The organism is Streptomyces sp. PA03-5A (assembly GCF_033792725.1).
Taxonomy (GTDB): domain Bacteria; phylum Actinomycetota; class Actinomycetes; order Streptomycetales; family Streptomycetaceae; genus Actinacidiphila.
In genome coordinates this window covers 159,182-176,381 of record NZ_JARAVL010000013.1, presented here as the reverse complement: position 1 = coordinate 176,381, position 17,200 = coordinate 159,182, and the positions used below count along the sequence as shown (strand labels likewise).

Annotated in this window: 16 protein-coding genes; 3 read left to right on the top strand and 13 right to left on the bottom strand. The window is 72.3% G+C overall.

Annotated elements, in window-relative coordinates:
• Positions 1–296: 296 nt before the first annotated feature.
• From truB to rimP, 7 genes are all read right to left on the bottom strand, one after another.
• Complete coding sequence (truB, locus tag PV410_RS18450) at positions 297–1,178, bottom strand: tRNA pseudouridine(55) synthase TruB (protein ID WP_500325793.1); 882 nt, start codon at positions 1,176–1,178, stop codon at positions 297–299.
• The gene (rbfA, locus tag PV410_RS18445; protein ID WP_500325791.1) at positions 1,175–1,630 is read right to left on the bottom strand and encodes a 30S ribosome-binding factor RbfA; all 456 of its coding nucleotides are present in this window, start codon (positions 1,628–1,630) and stop codon (positions 1,175–1,177) included. Before rbfA ends, truB begins: the two co-directional genes overlap by 4 nt.
• Before the next feature lie 42 nt (positions 1,631–1,672).
• Positions 1,673–1,966: a DUF503 domain-containing protein gene (locus PV410_RS18440; RefSeq protein WP_018562639.1), complete on the bottom strand. Its 294-nt coding sequence runs from the start codon at positions 1,964–1,966 to the stop codon at positions 1,673–1,675.
• Positions 1,967–2,110: 144 nt separating this feature from the next.
• Positions 2,111–5,215: a translation initiation factor IF-2 gene (gene infB, locus PV410_RS18435; protein ID WP_500325789.1), complete on the bottom strand. Its 3,105-nt coding sequence runs from the start codon at positions 5,213–5,215 to the stop codon at positions 2,111–2,113.
• A gap of 155 nt (positions 5,216–5,370) precedes the next feature.
• The gene (locus tag PV410_RS18430) at positions 5,371–5,652 is read right to left on the bottom strand and encodes a YlxR family protein (RefSeq protein WP_500325787.1); all 282 of its coding nucleotides are present in this window, start codon (positions 5,650–5,652) and stop codon (positions 5,371–5,373) included.
• Between the two features lie 78 nt (positions 5,653–5,730).
• On the bottom strand, positions 5,731–6,717 hold the full coding sequence (gene nusA, locus PV410_RS18425; RefSeq protein WP_499514311.1) for a transcription termination factor NusA: 987 nt from the start codon (positions 6,715–6,717) through the stop codon (positions 5,731–5,733).
• 2 nt (positions 6,718–6,719) lie between these two features.
• Positions 6,720–7,244 (bottom strand): ribosome maturation factor RimP, encoded by a 525-nt coding sequence (gene rimP, locus PV410_RS18420; RefSeq protein ID WP_500325785.1) that lies wholly within the window; start codon positions 7,242–7,244, stop codon positions 6,720–6,722.
• Between the two features lie 148 nt (positions 7,245–7,392).
• Here rimP and PV410_RS18415 point away from each other — a divergent pair, with 148 nt between their 5' ends.
• The 3 genes from PV410_RS18415 to PV410_RS18405 are packed head-to-tail and all read left to right on the top strand — an operon-like array spanning position 7,393 to position 9,367.
• Positions 7,393–7,953, top strand: coding sequence for a hypothetical protein (locus PV410_RS18415; RefSeq protein ID WP_500325783.1), 561 nt, complete (start codon positions 7,393–7,395; stop codon positions 7,951–7,953).
• 8 nt (positions 7,954–7,961) lie between these two features.
• Entirely contained in the window at positions 7,962–8,408 is a 447-nt protein-coding gene (locus PV410_RS18410; RefSeq protein ID WP_499514308.1) for a ferritin-like domain-containing protein, read from the top strand.
• Between the two features lie 23 nt (positions 8,409–8,431).
• Positions 8,432–9,367 carry an aminoglycoside phosphotransferase family protein gene (locus PV410_RS18405; protein WP_500325781.1) on the top strand — a complete coding sequence of 312 codons (936 nt, stop codon included), beginning with the start codon at positions 8,432–8,434 and terminating at the stop codon, positions 9,365–9,367.
• Positions 9,368–10,035: 668 nt separating this feature from the next.
• Here the strand turns inward: PV410_RS18405 and PV410_RS18400 are convergent.
• The 6 genes from PV410_RS18400 to dxr form a co-directional block, all read right to left on the bottom strand.
• Positions 10,036–11,724 (bottom strand): proline--tRNA ligase, encoded by a 1,689-nt coding sequence (locus PV410_RS18400; protein WP_500325779.1) that lies wholly within the window; start codon positions 11,722–11,724, stop codon positions 10,036–10,038.
• Between the two features lie 70 nt (positions 11,725–11,794).
• Positions 11,795–12,328: a GNAT family N-acetyltransferase gene (locus PV410_RS18395; RefSeq protein WP_500325777.1), complete on the bottom strand. Its 534-nt coding sequence runs from the start codon at positions 12,326–12,328 to the stop codon at positions 11,795–11,797.
• A 14-nt stretch (positions 12,329–12,342) separates the two neighbouring features.
• Positions 12,343–13,188: a GNAT family N-acetyltransferase gene (locus tag PV410_RS18390; protein ID WP_499514304.1), complete on the bottom strand. Its 846-nt coding sequence runs from the start codon at positions 13,186–13,188 to the stop codon at positions 12,343–12,345.
• 132 nt (positions 13,189–13,320) lie between these two features.
• Positions 13,321–14,475, bottom strand: coding sequence for a flavodoxin-dependent (E)-4-hydroxy-3-methylbut-2-enyl-diphosphate synthase (ispG, locus tag PV410_RS18385; RefSeq protein WP_500325775.1), 1,155 nt, complete (start codon positions 14,473–14,475; stop codon positions 13,321–13,323).
• 101 nt (positions 14,476–14,576) lie between these two features.
• The gene (locus PV410_RS18380) at positions 14,577–15,902 is read right to left on the bottom strand and encodes a M50 family metallopeptidase (RefSeq protein ID WP_499514303.1); all 1,326 of its coding nucleotides are present in this window, start codon (positions 15,900–15,902) and stop codon (positions 14,577–14,579) included.
• Positions 15,899–17,167 carry a 1-deoxy-D-xylulose-5-phosphate reductoisomerase gene (gene dxr / locus PV410_RS18375; RefSeq protein WP_500325773.1) on the bottom strand — a complete coding sequence of 423 codons (1,269 nt, stop codon included), beginning with the start codon at positions 17,165–17,167 and terminating at the stop codon, positions 15,899–15,901. Before dxr ends, PV410_RS18380 begins: the two co-directional genes overlap by 4 nt.
• Positions 17,168–17,200: the final 33 nt, after the last annotated feature.

Sequence of the window (17,200 nt, the reverse complement as noted above, 5' to 3'; positions counted from 1 at the left end):
GGGTGGGCGTTCTGGACGCTGACGTGTATGTGTTGTGCGGCACAGACGGCACAACAAGTACCGCCCGCCACGCACATAAATATGCGGTCCAGAATGCCCAGCCCCGGAGGCCCCGACCCCGGCCCACCCACGAACCGCGCGAGGCCCGCACCAACCGCGCCGGATGGGGGTCCCCCCGGCCGAAGGCTGGGGGAGGGAGGGTGGGGGAGGGAGGGTGGGGGGATGCCCGCCGCAGGCGCAAGCGACCCGCACACAAACACCGGGCCCCACAGACACCCGGCACCGCAAGCGCAGCGTCAGGCGAGGTTGGCCAGGATCTTGGCCTGCCCCTCCCGCGCTTCGACCAGCGCCAGAAACTCCCCCTCCGGCCCGAACACCGCCGTGGGCACCGCCCCCAGGGACGGGGGCGCGTCCAGCCGCACGCCGTGGCCGAGCAGTCGCGCCTGCCGGGCGTCCACGTCCCACCGGGGGAACGCCGCCGCCGCGGCCTCCGCGATGGGCAGCACCGCGAACGCCTCCGTGAGCTGCTCCAGCGTACGGGCGAGCCCGGCGCCGTAGGGGCCGACGCGGGTGCGCCGCAGCGCGGTGAGGTGGCCGCCGACGCCGAGCCCGGCACCCAGGTCGCGGGCGAGGGCCCGGATGTACGTGCCGGAGGAGCACTCGACCGTGACGTCGACGTCGACCACGTCACCGCCCTCGTGCCGCACGTGCCGGACGTCCCGCACGACGAACGACGACACCGTGACCGGCCGCGCCGCCAGCTCGAAGTCCTCGCCGCCGCGCACGCGGGCGTACGACCTGACGCCGTTGACCTTGATGGCGCTCACCTTGGACGGCACCTGCATGATGTCCCCGGTCAGCGGCACGACGCCCGCGTCGATCGCCTCGCGGGTGACCCCGTCCGCGGGGACGGAGGCCGTGACCTCGCCCTCGGCGTCGTCGGTGACCGTGCTCTGGCCGAGCCGGATGGTCGCCTCGTACTCCTTGCGCGTGAGCGCGAGGTGCCCGAGCAGCCGGGTGGCCTTCTCGACGCCGATGACGAGGACGCCGGTGGCCATGGGGTCGAGCGTGCCCGCGTGCCCCACGCGCCGTGTCCCGGCCAGCCTGCGCAGCCGGGCCACGACGTCGTGCGAGGTCATACCGCCCGGCTTGTCGACGATGACAAGCCCGTCCTTCATCGGTCGCCGTCCTCCTCGTCGTCGACCTCGTCCTCCGCCGGCTTGCGGTAGGGGTCGGCGTCGCCGGCGTAGGTGGCGTCCGTGGCGGTCTTGCGGACCTCCTCGTCGGCCTCGCGGGCCTTGGCGAGCAGGTCCTCGATCGTGCGCGCGTTCTCGGGGATCGCGTCGGCGACGAACGTCAGGGTGGGCGTGAAGCGCACGCCGGTCTGCCGTCCGACCTCCGAGCGGAGGACGCCCTTGGCGCTCTCCAGCGCCGCCGCCGAGGCGGCCCGCTCCTCGTCGTCACCGAAGACCGTGTAGAAGACGGTCGCCTCCCGGAGGTCACCGGTGACCCGGGTGTCCGTGATCGTCACGTAGCCCAGCCGCGGGTCCTTGATCCGCCGCTGGAGCGTCTCCGCGACCACGACCCGGATGCGGTCCGCCAGCTTGCGCGCCCGCGCGGTGTCGGTCATGCGTGCTCTTCTCTCTTCTCATCACGCTTCGGAACGTGAGTGTCAGTCGTCGTCCCCGTGCACCCGCTGCCGCGCCGACAGCAGATCCACCTCGGGGCGCGAGGCCATCCAGCGCTCGCAGCGTCCGAGGACGTCCTTGATGTGCCCGGGGTCCCCGGACACGACCGCCACGCCGATCTCGGCCCTGCGGTAGAGGTCGTGGTGGTCGACCTCGGCGACGCTCACCGCGAACTTGCGGTGGAGCTCGGCCACGATCGGCCGGATGACGGACCGCTTCTCCTTCAGCGAACGGACGTCGCCGAGAAGCAGGTCGAAGGACAGCGTCCCTACATACATGGGCATCAGGTCAAGCCGACCTGTGGGGCCTCGTCGTGAACGGTGCGAACACCGTGAACAGCAATCACCACAGTAAAGGCAACGGCCGGGGCCGATCGACGGAATTTTCCCTCCGCCAACCGGCCCCGGTCAGATGTCCCTCGATCAGACGCGAGGCTTCTCGCGCAGCTCGTAGGTCGCCACGACGTCGTCGATCTTGATGTCGTTGTAGTTGCCGAGGTTGATACCGCCCTCGAAACCTTCACGAATCTCGGTGACGTCGTCCTTGAAGCGCCGCAGACCCTCGATGGTGAGGTTCTCGGCGACGACCTTGCCGTCACGCAGCAGGCGCGCCTTGGCGTTGCGTCGGACCTCGCCGGAGCGGATGAGCACACCGGCGATGTTGCCGAGCTTGGAGGAGCGGAAGACCTCGCGGATCTCGGCGGTGCCGAGCTCCACCTCCTCGTACTCGGGCTTGAGCATGCCCTTGAGCGCCGCCTCGATCTCGTCGATGACCTGGTAGATCACCGAGTAGTAGCGGACGTCGACGCCCTCACGCTCGGCCAGCGACGTGGCGCGGCCCTCGGCCCGCACGTTGAAGCCGATGATGATGGCGTCGGAGCCCGCCGCCAGGGTGACGTCGGTCTCGGTGACCGCACCGACACCCCGGTGGAGGATGCGCAGGTCCACGTCCTCGCCGACGTCGAGCTGGAGCAGCGAGGACTCCAGGGCCTCGACCGAACCGGACGCGTCGCCCTTGATGATGAGGTTGAGCTGCTGGACCTCGCCGGCCTTGAGCACCTTGTCCAGGTCCTCGAGGCTGACCCGGCGACGGGTCTTGGCGAAGGCCGCGTTGCGCTCGCGGGCGGCGCGCTTCTCGGCGATCTGACGGGCCGTACGGTCCTCGTCGACCACCAGGAAGTTGTCGCCGGCACCCGGCACGTTCGTCAGACCGAGCACCAGGACCGGGGTCGAGGGGCCCGCCTCGTCGACGGTGTTGCCACTGTCGTCGAGCATCGCGCGGACACGGCCGTACGCGTCGCCGACCACCATGGTGTCGCCGACCCGCAGGGTGCCGCGCTGGACCAGGACGGTCGCCACGGCACCGCGGCCGCGGTCGAGGTGCGCCTCGATCGCGATGCCCTGCGCGTCCTGCTCCGGGTTGGCCCGCAGGTCGAGCGCGGCGTCCGCGGTCAGGACCACGGCCTCCAGCAGGCTGTCGATGTTCAGGCCCTGCTTGGCGGAGATGTCGACGAACATGGTGTCGCCGCCGTACTCCTCGGCCACCAGACCGAACTCGGTCAGCTGACCGCGCACCTTCGTCGGGTCCGCGCCCTCGACGTCGATCTTGTTGACCGCGACCACGATCGGCACGTCGGCCGCCTTGGCGTGGTTCAGCGCCTCGATCGTCTGCGGCATGACGCCGTCGTTCGCCGCCACCACGAGGATCGCGATGTCGGTGGACTTGGCACCGCGGGCACGCATGGCGGTGAACGCCTCGTGACCCGGGGTGTCGATGAAGGTGATGGCCCGGTGCTCGCCGTTGACCTCGGTGGCCACCTGGTAGGCACCGATGTGCTGGGTGATGCCGCCGGCCTCGCCCGCGACCACGTTGGTCTTGCGGATCGCGTCGAGGAGGCGGGTCTTGCCGTGGTCGACGTGACCCATGACGGTCACGACCGGCGGACGAGCGACGAGCGCTTCCTCGCCGCCCTCGTTCTCGCCGAACTCGATGTCGAAGGACTCGAGGAGCTCGCGGTCCTCCTCCTCCGGGCTGACGATCTGGAGGGTGTAGTTCATCTCGTCGGCGAGCAGCTGCAGCGTGTCGTCGGAGACGGACTGGGTCGCGGTGACCATCTCGCCGAGGTTCAGCATCACCTGGACGAGCGACGCCGGGTTGGCGCCGATCTTCTCGGCGAAGTCGGTCAGCGAGGCACCACGGGAGAGGCGCACGGTGTCGCCGTTGCCGCGGGGCAGCAGCACGCCGCCCACGGACGGGGCCTGCATGGCCTCGTACTCCTGGCGCTTCGCCCGCTTCGACTTGCGGCCACGGGCCGGACGGCCACCGGGGCCACGGCCGAAGGCGCCCTGCGTGCCACCGCGGCCACCCGGACCACCGGGACGACCGCCGAAGCCGCCACCACCGGGGCGACCGGCGAAGCCGCCGCCACCGCCACCACCGGCGCCGGCAGGACGCGGACCGCCGAAGCCGCCGCCACCACCGGGACGGCCACCGCCGCCACCGCCACCGGGACGACCGGCGAAGCCGCCGCCACCGCCACCGGGACGACCGGCACCGCCGCCGGGACGGGCGCCGGGACCGCCGGGACGACCCGGACCGCCCGGACGACCCGGCGCGCCGCCGGCAGCGGGACGCTGCGGCATCATGCCGGGGTTCGGACGGGGGCCGCCGCCCTGCGGACGGGGCATGCCGCCCGGGGTCGGACGCGGACCGCCGGAGGCGGCACCGCCGCCGGGGCGCGGAGCGCCACCCGGACGGGGACCGGAACCACCCGGAGCGCCACCGGGGCGCGGGCCGGACTGGCCGGGGGCACCACCCGGACGCGGCGCCTGCGGGCGCGGCATACCGGTGGAGCCGGAGGTGAAGGGGTTGTTGCCCGGGCGGGGACCGGCCGGACGGGGGGCACCCGGACGCGGCGCCTGGCCACCGGGACGCGCACCGGGGCCGCCCTGGCCACGGCCGCCGTCACGCTGGCCGGGACCGGAGGGACGGGTACCGGGACGCGGGCCGGGGCCACCGGGACGCCCGGCAGCGGGGCGCTCGCCCTGAGCCGGACGCTCCTGGGCCGGGCGCTCCTGGGCGGGACGCTCCGGGGCCGGCGGGGCGGAGAACTCCGCCTGCGGCACCGGGGTGACCGGCGCGGGCTTGGCCGGGGCCGGCTTGGGACCCGGGGTCGGGCGCGGGCCCGGCGTCGGCGCGGGGCCACCGGCGGGCTTGGTAGTGGGGGCTGATCCCGTGGCCGGCTTGGGAGCCGGCGCAGCGGGACGGGCCGGCGCACCCGGAGTGGGGGTGGCCGGCTTTGCGGGCGCGTCCTTGCGCGGCGCCGCGGGCCTGGCAGCCGAGGGCTTCGAGGAGGCGGAACCGCCACCGGAACCCTGCAGTGCGTCGGTCAGCTTGCGAACAACCGGCGCCTCGATCGTCGAGGACGCCGAACGGACGAATTCGCCAAGTTCTTGGAGCTTGGCCATGACGACCTTGCTCTCAACTCCGAACTCCTTGGCGAGTTCGTATACCCGGACCTTAGCCACTTCGCTCCTTCATGAGGTCCGGGGTGGTCGTCCGCCGGACCGTCGCTACTTCATGGGCGTACTCATCGCGTGCTCATCGAGTGCTCATCGCAATCTCGACCTACTTCCAACTCGCGGGGTACCTGGCCGTACGGTCGCCCGTACGGTCTTCCTGCCTACTCACGGTGTGCCTGCTCCACGTAGCCGCGGAGGTCCGCGGTGTCCAGCGGTCCCCGGGCCCGGAAGGCCCGCGGGAACGCCCGGCGGCGGACCGCCAGGTCGAGACAGACGGTGTCGGGATGCACATACGCACCCCGACCGGGCAGCGTACCGCGAAGATCGGGAACACAGAATTCCCCGACCACCGCCACACGCAGCAGATCTCGCTTGGCCGCCCGCTCCCTGCACCCGATGCACGTTCGCTCCGGGCGTGCTGGGTCATGCGTCCGGCCAGACATCCTTAGTCTACCTCCCCGCGCCGACCTCACCCCTCCGGGTTATTCGACGCACGGTCGTTCATCGGTTACCCGCCGGTGCTACTGCTCGGCGAGCTCGGTGTCGGGCCGGATGTCGATCCGCCAGCCGGTGAGCCGTGCGGCCAGGCGGGCGTTCTGCCCTTCCTTGCCGATCGCCAGCGACAGCTGGTAGTCCGGCACGGTCACCCGCGCGGAGCGGGCGGCCATGTCGACGATCTCCACCTTGCTCACCCGGGCGGGTGACAGGGCGTTGGCGACCATCTCCGCCGGGTCGTCCGACCAGTCGACGATGTCGATCTTCTCGCCGTTCAGCTCGGCCATCACGGCGCGCACCCGGGCGCCCATGGGGCCGATGCAGGCGCCCTTGGCGTTCAGTCCGGAGCGGCCGGAACGGACCGCGATCTTCGTACGGTGCCCGGCCTCGCGGGCGATCGCGGAGATCTCCACGGAACCGTCCGCGATCTCCGGGACCTCCAGCGCGAAGAGCTTCTTCACCAGGTTGGGGTGGGTGCGCGAGAGCGTCACGGACGGACCTCGCACACCCTTGGCCACCCGGACGACGTACGAGCGAAGGCGCGTGCCGTGCTTGTAGTCCTCACCGGGCACCTGCTCCTGCACGGGCAGGATCGCCTCGAGCTTGCCGATGTCGACCAGCACGTTCTTGGGGTCCTTGCCCTGCTGGACCACACCGGTGACGATGTCGCCCTCGCGGCCGGCGTACTCGCCGAAGGTGATCTCCTCCTCCGCGTCCCGCAGCCGCTGCAGGATGACCTGCTTGGCCGTGGTCGCGGCGATCCGGCCGAAGCCGCTGGGCGTGTCGTCGAACTCCCGGGGCTCGGCGCCCTCGGGGGTCTCCGACGGGTCCTCCTTGGCCCACACGGTGACGTGCCCGTTCGTGCGGTCGAGCTGCACGCGCGCGTTGCGGCGGCTGCCCGGCTCGCGGTGGTACGCGATGAGGAGCGCCGACTCGATCGCCTCGACCAGCAGGTCGAAGGAGATCTCCTTCTCCCGCACCAGACCCCGCAGGGCACTCATGTCGATGTCCACGGCTACGCCTCCTCCATGCTCTCGTCGCCGTCAGTATCGGCACCGGCCGGGTCCTTGCGACTGAATTCGATCTCCACCCGTGCCTTGGCGATCTCGCCGAAGGAGGCACGGGCGGGTTTGGGCTTGCGTCCCTTGACACCCGGGACCTCCAGGTCGAGCCCGTCCTCGTCGACCGCGAGGATCCGCGCGACCAGCTCGTCACCGGCGGTCGTCGTCAGCTTGACCAGCCGACCCTCGTTGCGGCGGAAGTGGCGCGGCTCGGTGAGCGGGCGGTCCACGCCCGGCGAGGAGACCTCCAGCAGGTACGCCGCCCCGCCCATGGCGTCGGCGTCGTCGAGGACCTGCGAGATCTCCCGGCTCAGCTCCGCGAGCGTGTCCAGCGGCGCACCCTCGTCGGAGTCCACGATCACCTGGAGCTGCCGCCGGTTTCCAGCGGCCGTCACCTTGACCTCTTCCAGTTCGAGCCCCGTCTTCACGACGAGCGGCTCGAGCAGCCCGCGCAGCCTCTCGCTCTGGGTGGTGCTCATCCGGGTGACTCCTCGGCCGCGTGTGCTGTTGTGGTGGAAGGTCGTGTGTCGGGCCAAAGCCTATCGGTTCAGGCCCCGGAACGACGATTCGGCGCAGCGGAGGGCGCCGTCACGGCCCCCGGGCGTCGCGCGGGTACCCTCACGTGAGGTGATCACGGGAAGGGGCACTGTGCCGCTCAGCAACATTCCCCGCCGGCGCGCGGTACGCGCCGCCCTCGTCCTGCCGGCCGCCGCCGGACTGCTCGGCGGTTGCTCCGACGGGACACGGCCCGAGGGGACGTCCGCGAAGGGTTCGCCGGCCGCCGACGCGACCGCGGCGCTGCGCAAGCGGGCCGCCCGGGACAGCGCGGCACTGCTCGCGCAGTACGACGCCACCGTCGCGGCGCACCCGGACCTCGCGCAGCGACTGCAGCCGCTGCGGGCCGAAGTGGCCCGCCACGCCCAGGCGTTCGGCACGTCGGCACGGGCGGCGTCACCGTCCGCCGCGCCCTCGTCGTCGTCCTCGCCGATGTCCTCCCCGTCGCCGTCGGCCTCGCCGTCCGTCCCCGCAGGGGCCGCAGCCGCGTTGTCCGCGCTGGCGGCGGCCGAACGCATGCTCGCGGACGCCCGGGCGACCGCGCTCCTGGACGCGCCGCCCGAACTCGCCCGCCTGCTCGCCTCGGTGGCCGCCTGCGGCGCCGGGCACGTCCTGCTGCTCAAGGAGCACTGACCCGACCCATGGCACAGCAAGCGCTGCTCAAGGCCGTCCAGGCCGCACTCTCCGCCGAGCACGCCGCCGTGTACGGCTACGGCATCGTCGGCGCCCGCGTCGGCGGCGAACTCGGCGAGCAGGCCCAGCAGGCGTACGACGCGCACCGCGCCCGCCGCGACTCGCTGCGCCGCACCGTCGGCGACCTCGGCGGCGAACCCGTCGCCGCCGAACCCGCGTACGCCCTGCCCTTCGACGTGCCGGACGGCAAAGCGGCCGTGCGTCTCGCCGCGGAACTGGAGGACCGGGTCGCCGGGGTCTACGCGGACCTCGTGCGCGCCGCCGACGCCGATCTGCGCCGCGGGGCGGCCGACGCGCTGCGCGAGGCGGCGGTCCGCGCCGTGCGCTGGCGCGGGGGGAGCGTAGCCTTCCCGGGGCTGGCCGAACGCGCGCGGACGGCAGCGGAGAAGGTTTAGCACCAGGAGGGACGTACCCACGCATGGCCTCGGCACCACAGCCCCAGCACCTGGAACCGCCCGAGCGGCTGGTCCGCACGGTCAGCGCCTGGGAGGGCGAGGCGGGCCGCACCTGGCTCGCCGGCCTCCCCGAGCGCGTCGCGGACCACCTCGCGCGCTGGGAGCTGACGCCGGAACGGGTGCTCTCCCCCGGCGGCCAGATCAGCATGGTCGTCCTCGTACGGCAGGCCGACGACACCCCCGCGACCCTCAAGGTCGGCCTCGTCACCGACGAGACCCGGCACGAGCACGCCGCGCTCGCCCGCTGGGACGGCCGTGGCGCGGTCCGCCTGCTGCAGGCCGACCCCGACGCGGGGGCGCTCCTCCTGGAACGCCTGCACAGCGACGTGTCGCTGCGCTCGCTGCCCGAGCAGAAGGCGATGCTCGAGGCGTGCGCCACCCTGCAGCGGCTCTGGGTCCCCCCGGGCGAGGGGCACCCCTTCGTGCCGGTCGCCGAGCACACGGCGCGCCTGGCGGCACTGCTGCGGGAGCGGCGCGAGCAGCCATACGTCCCGGAGGAGGCCCGGGCCCTGGTCGACGAGGCCCTCGCGGTCCGCGACGAACTGTGCGCGGCCGCCCCGGGCGAGGCCATGCTGCTGCACGGCGACTACCACCACGGGAACGTGCTCGCCGCGGACCGCGTGCCGTGGCTGGCCATCGACCCCAAGCCGGTCGCGGGCGAACCCGCGTACGACCTGGCCTGGCTCGTCCGCGACCGCCTCGAGACGCTGGTCGCCACGCCGGGGTCGCAGTCCGCGGCCCGGCGGAGGGTCGCCAAGCTCTCCGACTCCCTCGAGGTCGACCGGGACCGCGTCCGCGGGTGGGCCCTGTTCCGGGCCGTCGAGGCGGGCGTGTGGGCGTTCTCCGTGGGCGACCGTCAAGGCGGGGAACTGCTGCTGGAGTTCGCGGCCTGGCTTTAGTTCTTGCCGGGGGTGCGTTCTCTGGGGCCCGGTTGTCGTGTGCGACGCCGTCGTGGTTGCGGTTGGGGTTTCTCCCCCGCCCTCCCGCCCGATTGCCCGGCGCGGTCAGTGCGGGCCTGCGCACTGTTGGGTTGGGGTCGGGGTCGCGCCGGCGCACTCCCCCAGCCTTCGGCCGGGGGGACCCCCACAGCGCTCGCGGTTTACGTCCACATCGTTGCGTACCGGGTTCGCCGCTCGTCTCCCCCCGGCCTTCGGCCGGGGGAACCCCCCATGGGCGCACCCCGCCACACCCCCTCCCGTTGTGTGGGCGCATGACGGCCGGTGGGGGGGGTGAGTAAGGCACCTGCGGCAACCCCGGACCGCCTCCTAACCCACCACCGGCCGTTAGTCGCCCCAACCGGCAGGAGGGGGTGTGGCGGGGTGCCCCCACAGGCGACGAGCGGAGCACGCGGCGCCCAATGACGTAGACCAGCGCCGCGAGCGCGGAGGTGGGGGTCCCCCCGGCCGAAGGCTGGGGGCGTACCCCGGCGCAGCACCGACCCACAACGCACGCAGCGCCAGGCGGTCACTGACCACGCCGGGCAATCGGGAGGGCGGGCGGGGGACGCCCGCCGCAGGCGCAAACGAGCCGCACACGACAACGGGCCGCGAGGGGCCCCCCGCATCCGCTACGCGGATACGCGGGAGACCGCGTCCGCCACCGACAACTCCTCGCGCTCCCCGGTGCGGCGGTCCTTGACCTCGACGACCCCGTCCCCCGCGCCGCGCCCCACGACGAGGATCGTCGGCACCCCGAGCAGCTCCGCGTCGGTGAACTTCACGCCCGGCGAGACGCCCGCGCGGTCGTCGACGATGACCCTGACCCCGGCCGCGTGCAGCTTCTCCGCGACCTCGAGGGCCAGTTCCGTCTGCAGCGCCTTGCCCGCCGCCACGATGTGGACGTCCGCCGGGGCGACCTCGCGCGGCCAGCACAGGCCCTGCCCGTCGGCGGTCTGCTCGGCGAGCGCGGCGACGGCGCGGGAGACGCCGATGCCGTAGGAGCCCATGGTGACCCGGACCGGCTTGCCGTTCTGGCCCAGGACGTCGAGCTCGAAGGCGTCGGCGTACTTGCGGCCGAGCTGGAAGATGTGGCCGATCTCGATGGCCCGGTCCAGCTTGAGGCCGGCGCCGCAGCGCGGGCAGGGGTCGCCGGGCTCGACGGTGACGACGTCCAGGTACTCGTCGACCTCGAAGTCGCGGCCGCAAACGACGTTGCGGGCGTGCGTGTCGGGCTTGTTGGCGCCGGTGACCCAGGCGGTGCCGGGGGCGACGCGGGGGTCGGCGAGGTAGCGGACGCCGGTGAGGCCCTGCGGGCCGACGTAGCCGCGGACGAGGTCGGGGCGGCCGGTGAAGTCCTCGGCGGTGACGAGTTCGACCTCGGCGGGGGCGAGGTGCTCGGCGAGCTTGCCGAGGTCGACCTCGCGGTCGCCGGGGACGCCGACGGCGACGATCTCGCCGTCGACCTTGACCAGCAGGTTCTTCAGGGTCGCCGAGGCCGGCACCCCCAGGTGCGCCGCGAGGGTCTCGATGGTGGGGGTGTCGGGGGTGTCCACCTCCTCGACGGCCGGATGGTCCGCACCCTCGACCGGGGGCACCACGGTGGTGACGGCCTCGGTGTTGGCCGCGTAGTCGCACGCGGGGCAGTCCACGAAGGTGTCCTCACCGGCCGCGGCGGGGGCGAGGAACTCCTCGGAGGCCGAGCCCCCCATCGCGCCGGAGACGGCCGAGACGATGCGGAAGTCGAAGCCGAGCCGCGAGAAGATCTTGATGTAGGCCTCGCGGTGCAGCCGGTAGGCCTCGGCCAGGCCCTCGTCGGTGGTGTCGAAGGAGTAGGAGTCCTTCATCTGGAACTCGCGGCCGCGCAGCACGCCGGACCGGGGCCGGGCCTCGTCGCGGTACTTGGTCTGGATCTGGTAGAGGATCACCGGCAGGTCCTTGTAGGACGCGCACTGGTCCTTGACGACCTGGGTGAAGATCTCCTCGTGCGTGGGCCCGAGCACGTACTCCGCGCCCTTGCGGTCGCGGAGCTGGAAGAGCAGGTCGCCGTATTCTCCGGCGCGCCCGGTGAGCTCGTAGTTCTCCCGCGGGAGCAGGGCGGGCAGCAGGACCTCCTGGCCGCCGATGGCGTCCATCTCCTCGCGGACGACGCGTGCGACGTTCTCCAGCACCCGCTTGCCGAGCGGCAGCCAGGTCCACACCCCCGCCGATGAGCGGCGGACGTATCCGGCCCGGACCAGCAGCTTGTGGCTCGCGGTCTCGGCGTCGGCCGGGTCGTCGCGCAGCGTCTTGAGCATCAGCCGGGACATGCGCAGGACCATGGGGGCTCTCCAGGGGGTTTCGTACCGTTGCGCCGAGGATATCGAGCCGTGGTGCGCTCCCGGAAACGCGTTATCGCACGAGCGGCAGGCGGGCGCCCATGACGGCGTACGGGCTGGCCGCGCTGGGGAAGTGCACGGGCCGGGCCAGATCGGTGTAGCCGAGGGCGCGGTAGAGCCGCCGGGCCCGGCTCTCGGTGTCGATGGCGGACAGGATGCTGCGGGGCTCGTCGGCGCCGTCGGTGATGGTGGTGATGAGGGCGCGCCCGATGCCGCGGCCCTGGAAGCCGGGGTGGACGTGCAGCTCGGTGATGGTGAAGGAGTCGTCGAGCCACTCGTCGGTGCCGGTGCGCCGCAGGTAGGGCTCGACGACCGTGGACCACCAGTGGATCCGGCTGTTGGGCATGCCGTACACGAAGCCGGTGAGCCGTCCGTCGGGGGTGAGCGCGCCGAGCGCGCGGACGCCGGGAAAGCACAGGTGCCGCAGCACGATCTGCCGGCGGATGGCGACCTCCTCCGCGCCCAGCCCGAAGGCGACCGCCTGGACGGCCAGTGCCTCGTCCACCCGTGCCGCCAGGTCGATCGGCTCGACCGCCACGTCCTCCATGGGCGGCGACACTACTAGAACAGGACGCTCATGAAGGCGCCGACCTCGGTGAAGCCCACCCGGCGGTACGCGGCCCGGGCGGGCGCGTTGAAGTCGTTGACGTAGAGACTGGCCACGGGGGCCACGTCGCGCAGCGCGTAGTGCAGGACGGCGGCCATGCCGGTCTCGGACAGGCGGCGGCCGCGGTACTCGGGGGCGACCCAGACGCCCTGGATCTGGCAGGCGTGCCGGGTGACGGCGCCGATCTCCGCCTTGAAGACGACCCTGCCGTCCTCGATGCGGGCGAACGCGCGGCCGGCGCCGACGAGTTCGGCGACGCGGGCCTGGTAGAGCAGTCCGCCGTCGCCGGCGAGCGGGGAGACGCCGACCTCCTCGGTGAACATGGCGACGCAGGCCGGCATGATCACGTCCATCTCGTCGCGCCGGACCCGCCGCACGTACGGGTCGGGCTCGACCTGCGCGGGCAGCGCGCGGGTGACCATCAGCGGCTGGTGGGAGCGGACCTCGCGGGCCGGGCCCCAGCTGGGTTCGAGCAGCGACCACAGCGCGGAGGTGGGGGCGGTGGGGCCGACGATGGAGGAGCAGCGGCGTCCGGCGCGCAGCGCCCGCTCGGCGAAGGCGCGCACGGCCTCGGGGCCGGCGCAGATCGGGACGAGGTTGGCGCCGGCGTAGCAGAGCGCCTCGACGCGGCCTCCGGAGTACCAGCCCCACATCTCGCCGCCGAGGCGCCAGGGGTCGAGTCCGGCGACGGCGACCCGGGAGGCGACGAACGCGTTGGACACCGGATCACGGTCGAGCACCGCGAGGGCGGCGTCGAGTTCGCCTGGCTCCATGACCTTGGTCGTCGTGGTCGTCAACACGTGGGGCGCCTCACCGTACGGGCCGCAGCGGTCGGGGGAAGTCCCCGAACCTTACCTCGGGAACGTGTGTTCCGCCCGTGCCCGCCCGTATCCCGGACCGCGGGGGCCCGGGACGCGGGAGGGGATGGTGGGTCAGCTGACGGAGACGGAGGGCTCGCCGGAGGCGATGCCGTCGGCCTCCATCTGCTCGGCGAGCTTCATGGCCTCCTCGATGAGGGTCTCCACGATCTTCGACTCCGGCACGGTCTTGATGACCTCGCCCTTGACGAAGATCTGCCCCTTGCCGTTGCCCGAGGCCACCCCCAGGTCCGCCTCGCGCGCCTCGCCCGGACCGTTGACGACACAGCCCATCACCGCGACCCGCAGCGGGACCTCCATGCCCTCCAGGCCCGCCGTCACCTGGTCCGCCAGCTTGTACACGTCCACCTGCGCACGACCGCACGACGGGCACGAGACGATCTCCAGCCGCCGCTGCCGCAGGTTCAGCGACTCCAGGATCTGGATGCCGACCTTGACCTCCTCCGCCGGAGGAGCCGACAGCGACACCCGGATCGTGTCCCCGATGCCCTCGCTCAGCAGCGCACCGAACGCCACCGCCGACTTGATCGTGCCCTGGAACGCCGGACCCGCCTCGGTCACCCCGAGGTGCAGCGGATAGTCGCACTGCGCCGCCAGCAGGCGGTACGCGTTGACCATCACCACCGGGTCGTTGTGCTTCACCGAGATCTTGATGTCCCGGAAGCCGTGCTCCTCGAACAGCGAGCACTCCCACAGCGCCGACTCCACCAGCGCCTCCGGGGTGGCCTTGCCGTACTTCTCCAGCAGCCGCTTGTCCAGCGACCCGGCGTTCACCCCGATCCGGATCGGAGTGCCGGCGTCGGAGGCCGCCTTGGCGATCTCCTTCACCTTGTCGTCGAACTGGCGGATGTTGCCCGGGTTCACCCGCACCGCCGCACAGCCCGCGTCGATCGCCGCGAACACGTACTTCGGCTGGAAGTGGATGTCCGCGATCACCGGGATCTGCGACTTCCTCGCGATGGTGGCGAGGGCGTCGGCGTCGTCCTGCGAGGGGCAGGCGACCCGGACGATCTGGCAGCCGGAGGCGGTGAGCTCGGCGATCTGCTGCAGCGTGGCGCCGATGTCCGCGGTGACGGTGGTGGTCATGGACTGGACGGAGACCGGTGCGTCGCCGCCGACGGCCACGGATCCGACCTGGATCTGGCGGCTCTTGCGTCGGTCGGCGAGCTTGATCGGAACGGACGGCATCCCGAGCGAAATCGCGGTCATGTGCGTGGCATCCCCAAAGTACGCGGATCGAGGTCCCGGCGGCGTGGGCGGGCTCCGGTCAACGAGACTACGTCACCCCACCCACGCCTCCGACATCGCGCCTAGGTCAAACGCACCGGATTGATGAGATCCGCGGCCATGACCAGCGCCGTGAAGCAGATGAAGATGCCGGCGACCACGTAGGCGACGGGCATCAGCTTCGCCACGTCGAAGGGTCCGGGGTCGGCCCGGCGGAAGACCTTGGCGATGTTGCGGCGGACGGACTCCCACAGGGCGCCCGCGATGTGCCCGCCGTCGAGCGGGAGCAGCGGGAGCATGTTGAACAGGAAGAGGGCCAGGTTGACCCCGGCGAGCAGGCCCACCATCGTGGCGATCTTCTGCGTGGCCGGCAGCGGCAGCGAGAAGATGTCGCCGCCGAGACGGGCCGCGCCGATCATGCCGACCGGGGAGTCGGGCTGGCGCTCGGCGCCGCTGAAGACCGCGTTCCACAGTCCGGGGATCTTGCCCGGGAGCGCCGCGAGGGACCGGACGCCGTCCTCGGCCGTGGTGGCCATGTGGTCGAGCGACTGATCGAAGTCCAGCTTCACCACGCCGTCCGCCGGTGTGAAACCGAGGAACCCGGCCTGGACGTACTGGTCCTTGACGATGCCGCCGTGCCCGTCGGTCTTGACGACCTTGTTGGCGATCAGGTTCGCGTGCAGGTTGATGGTCTTGCCGTCGCGCACCACGGTGATCGTCGCGGGACCGATGGTCTTGCGGATCTCCTTCTGCAGCACCGTCCACTGGCTGTCGTCGACCTTCACCCCGTTGAAGGCCACGATCCGGTCGCGCTGCTGCAGACCGGCCGCCTTGGCGGGAGCGGCCGGGTAGTCGCCGTGGACGCAGGGGTCCTTGGCCTTGAGGGCCTTGGTGTCGGAAGCGGGGACGACGCATTCCGAGACCGAGCCGACGGTCGTCGTCTGGGTCGGGATGCCGAAGCCCATGAAGAGCGCCAGGAAGAGCCCGAAGGCCAGGATGAGGTTCATGAACGGGCCGGCGAACATGACGATCACGCGCTTCCAGGGCTTGCGCGTGTAGAACATCCGGGTCTCGTCGCCCGGCTTCAGCTCCTCGTACGCCGCGGAGCGGGCGTCCTCGATCATCCCGCGGAAGGGCGACGTGGACCGGGCCGCGATCCGGCCGTCGTCGCCGGGCGGGAACATCCCGATCATGCGGATGTAGCCGCCCAGCGGGATCGCCTTGATGCCGTACTCGGTCTCACCCTTGTGGCGGGACCAGATCGTCGGCCCGAAGCCGACCATGTACTGCGGCACGCGGATCTTGAACAGCTTGGCCGTGGAGAGGTGGCCGAGCTCGTGCCAGGCGATGGAGACCAGGAGGCCGACCGCGAAGACGGCGATCCCCAGTGCCCACATAAGTCCCGTCATACGTGTGCCGCCTCCGTCGTCGCCTGTTCCGCAGCCAGTTCCCGGGCGCGGGCCCGCGCCCACTTCTCCGCCTCGAGGACGTCCTCCACGGTCAGGGAGGTTCCCCTGCCGGGAGTGCCGTGCTCCTCGACCACCCGTGCGACGGTGTCCACGATGCCCGTGAAGGGCAGCGTGCCCGCGAGGAACGCGGCCACGCACTCCTCGTTGGCCGCGTTGAACACCGCGGGGGCGGTACCCCCGAGGCTACCGACGTGGCGGGCGAGCGCCACCGCCGGGAACGCCTCGTCGTCCAGCGGGAAGAACGTCCACGTGGCCGCCTTCGTCCAGTCGCACCCGGGCGCGGCGTCGGGCACCCGCTCGGGCCAGCCGAGGCCCAGCGAGATCGGCATCCGCATGTCGGGCGGGCTGACCTGGGCCAGCGTGGAGCCGTCAGTGAATTCCACCATCGAGTGGATATACGACTGCGGGTGGACGACCACCTCAATGCGGTCGAAGGGAATGTCGAAGAGCAGGTGGGCCTCGATGACCTCCAGGCCCTTGTTCACCAGGGTCGCCGAGTTGATCGTCACCACCGGGCCCATGTCCCAGGTGGGGTGGGCCAGCGCCTGCTCGGGGGTGACCCCGGCCAGCTCGCCCTTGTCCCGGCCGCGGAAGGGGCCGCCGGAGGCGGTCACGACGAGCTTGCGGACCTCGGTGCGCGAGCCGCCCATGAGGGCCTGGAAGAGCGCGGAGTGCTCGGAGTCGACGGGCACGATCTGGCCCGGCTTGGCCACGGCCTTCACCAGGGGGCCGCCGACGATCAGCGACTCCTTGTTGGCGAGGATCAGGATCCGCCCCGCCTCCAGGGCGGCCAGCGTCGGGCGCAGCCCGATCGAACCGGTGATGCCGTTGAGGACGGAGTGGCACGGCCGGCCGGCCAGCTCGGTCGCGGCCTCCGGGCCGACCAGGACCTCCGGCAGGGGCTCGGCGCCGTAGCGCTCGGCCAGCGCCTCCCGCAGCGGGCCTTCCGCGTTCACGTCCGCGACGGCGACCGCGGAGACGCCCAGCTGCAGCGCCTGGTCGGCGAGGAGCCCGACCCGGCCGCCGGCGGCGGACAGGGCCACCACGCGGAAGCGGTCGGGGTTGCGCAGGACGACGTCGATGGCCTGGGTGCCGATCGATCCGGTCGAACCCAGGATCACGATGGTGCGGGGGCCGTCGTGGGCGGCGGTGGCCGCGTCCGGTCCGGGCAGCCGCAGATGCGGGTCGGCGAGAGAGTCCGTCATCCCCCCATTGTGTCCGGTCGCCGGCACGGCGGG